Origin of the sequence: Clostridium frigoris (genome assembly GCF_018861865.1) — a bacterium.
Taxonomy (GTDB): Bacteria; Bacillota; Clostridia; order Clostridiales; family Clostridiaceae; genus Clostridium_AD; species Clostridium_AD frigoris.
On sequence record NZ_JAHLDV010000122.1, the window covers coordinates 1 to 2022 of the forward strand.

At 28.6% G+C, this 2022-nt stretch carries 2 protein-coding genes, 1 tRNA gene and 1 rRNA gene; 3 read left to right on the plus strand and 1 reads right to left on the minus strand.

The window, feature by feature from the left end:
• Positions 1 to 22: 22 nt before the first annotated feature.
• Positions 23 to 139: ribosomal RNA gene (gene rrf / locus KPL37_RS19310) — 5S ribosomal RNA — on the plus strand.
• A gap of 5 nt (positions 140 to 144) precedes the next feature.
• A tRNA-Phe gene (locus KPL37_RS19315) sits at positions 145 to 220 on the plus strand.
• A gap of 184 nt (positions 221 to 404) precedes the next feature.
• On the opposite strand, the gene KPL37_RS19320 is transcribed toward KPL37_RS19315, so the two are convergent.
• Positions 405 to 1079 carry a uracil-DNA glycosylase gene (locus tag KPL37_RS19320; RefSeq protein WP_216151695.1) on the minus strand — a complete coding sequence of 225 codons (675 nt, stop codon included), beginning with the start codon at positions 1077 to 1079 and terminating at the stop codon, positions 405 to 407.
• A 279-nt stretch (positions 1080 to 1358) separates the two neighbouring features.
• Here KPL37_RS19320 and KPL37_RS19325 point away from each other — a divergent pair, with 279 nt between their 5' ends.
• Positions 1359 to 1577 (plus strand): DUF3892 domain-containing protein, encoded by a 219-nt coding sequence (locus KPL37_RS19325; protein WP_216151696.1) that lies wholly within the window; start codon positions 1359 to 1361, stop codon positions 1575 to 1577.
• The last annotated feature ends 445 nt before the right edge of the window (positions 1578 to 2022 follow it).

A 2022-nucleotide genomic window follows, 5' to 3' on the forward strand; every position in this document is an offset into this window, starting at 1 on the left:
TCAGAGAATATTTATATTCTCATCTGGTGATTATGGCCTGAAGGTAACACCCGTTCCCATACCGAACACGAAGGTTAAGCTTCAATGCGCCGATGGTACTGCAGGGGTAACTTTGTGGAAGAGTAGGTTGTCGCCAGGTTACATGGCTAAATAGCTCAGTCGGTAGAGCAGAGGACTGAAAATCCTCGTGTCCCTGGTTCGATTCCGGGTTTAGCCACCAAAAACGTCTTAGATAATTCTAAGACGTTTTTTTTAGTCTTTTTTTTTAAAATAAGTATTAGATTTTACTAAGTACTATAGGAAGGATAACCAAAATATTAAATAACTATTTAATATTAGTAGAATATTAGTAGAATATTAGTAGAATATTAGTAGAATAAAAATAAAAATGCAAATATGCATTTTTATAAATTATCAATTTGCCAGTCAATGGCTTTTTCACCTACAGATATCAAAAAATCATTAGTCTTAGAAAAAGGCTTGCTGTTAAAAAAGCCTCTATATGCAGATAATGGGCTTGGATGAGCAGATTTTATTATGTAATGTATTGGATTTGTTAAAAGAAATTGTTTCGATTGAGCATTATTGCCCCATAAAATGAAAACTATAGGTTTAGTTTTTTCATTTAACAAAGTTATAATTCTATCAGTAAAAAGTTCCCAACCTTTATTTTTATGAGAATTAGCTTCTCCGGATCTAACGGTAAGGACTGTATTTAATAATAAAACGCCTTGATCAGCCCATTTTTTTAAATAACCGGTGTTTGGTATATAACAACCTAAATCAGTATTTAGTTCTTTATATATATTTAGTAATGAAGGGGGAATTCTTACACCAGACTTTACAGAAAAACTTAAACCATGAGCTTGATTAGAACCATGATAAGGATCTTGACCAAGTATAACAACATTTACATCATTATAAGAAGTGTATTTAAGTGCATTAAATATATCTTTTAATTCGGGATATATTAGTGAGTTTGCATATTCTTTTTTTAAAAAGTGTCTCAATTTTAAATAATAATCTTTATTAACTTCATCTAATAAGAGTTCATTCCAATTATCTGATAAATCATTCATAAAATCACCTCACTTAAGTGTATCATAAATATTTTTATTTTACTAAAATAAGTGGACTGTTTAAATAATATATTAGTATACTGAATATAAAAATTAGAGCCCTATAAATTAGTAGTAAAAATATAAATAATAATTAATGTAATTTATAGTAATAAAACAACAGCAATAAGGGAAATACTAAATAAGTAGTGTAAAAATTAATGTGTTTAGCAATAACGTACTAAAAAAATGCTAACCATTTAACGATACTTATATTAATTGAGGAGGAGATGTAATTTTATGAAGATAGTTAAGGTTAGAAAAAATGCAGACGGAGATATTACAAATGTATTAACTAGTGCTGGTGAAGAATTAGATGTGAGCAAAGCGGTAGCTTTAGCAAAGGTGGGGACAGTAGAGTCAGTAATTGTTGGAAAAAACAGAAATGGAAATGATGTTATAAAGTCATCACCTAATAATACTACAGAAGATAATTTAGATAATCTCCCAACTTTTTAATTTAAAAGGGGTAAGTCCTCTTCATTTATTTTATTAATGTGGGGGATATATTATATTTGTGAGTAATACATGTAATGCAATAGATAGTAGTAATTGATTTTGAGGTGTATACCATTCCTAGTGTGTCAATATAACGAAAGTTTAGTATACAAGAGTATTATAGAGATTACTGTATATAATTGTCGGATTAAAGGAAAATACTAAAACCCATCATGTTTAAAGATGATATTATATTACTTGTCGCCAAGAGTAATTGGTGGTAGGGTATGAAAATATCAACAGATAAAATGATTTAAAAAAACTGTTGACAACTTAAGTAATAACAGATATACTTGTAGAAGTCGTCACATGATGACAAAGCAAATTGGTCTTTGAAAATTAAACAGAGAAATAGGTAAAGAAATGAAATAATATTTTATTTTAACCAGTCAATTACTTTAGTAAA

Excerpts from the sequence above, each read along its gene's own strand:
- KPL37_RS19325 (WP_216151696.1), top strand. The coding sequence starts at position 1,359 with ATGAAGATAGTTAAGGTTAGAAAAAATGCAGACGGAGATATTACAAAT.
- KPL37_RS19320 (WP_216151695.1), bottom strand. The coding sequence starts at position 1,079 with ATGAATGATTTATCAGATAATTGGAATGAACTCTTATTAGATGAAGTT.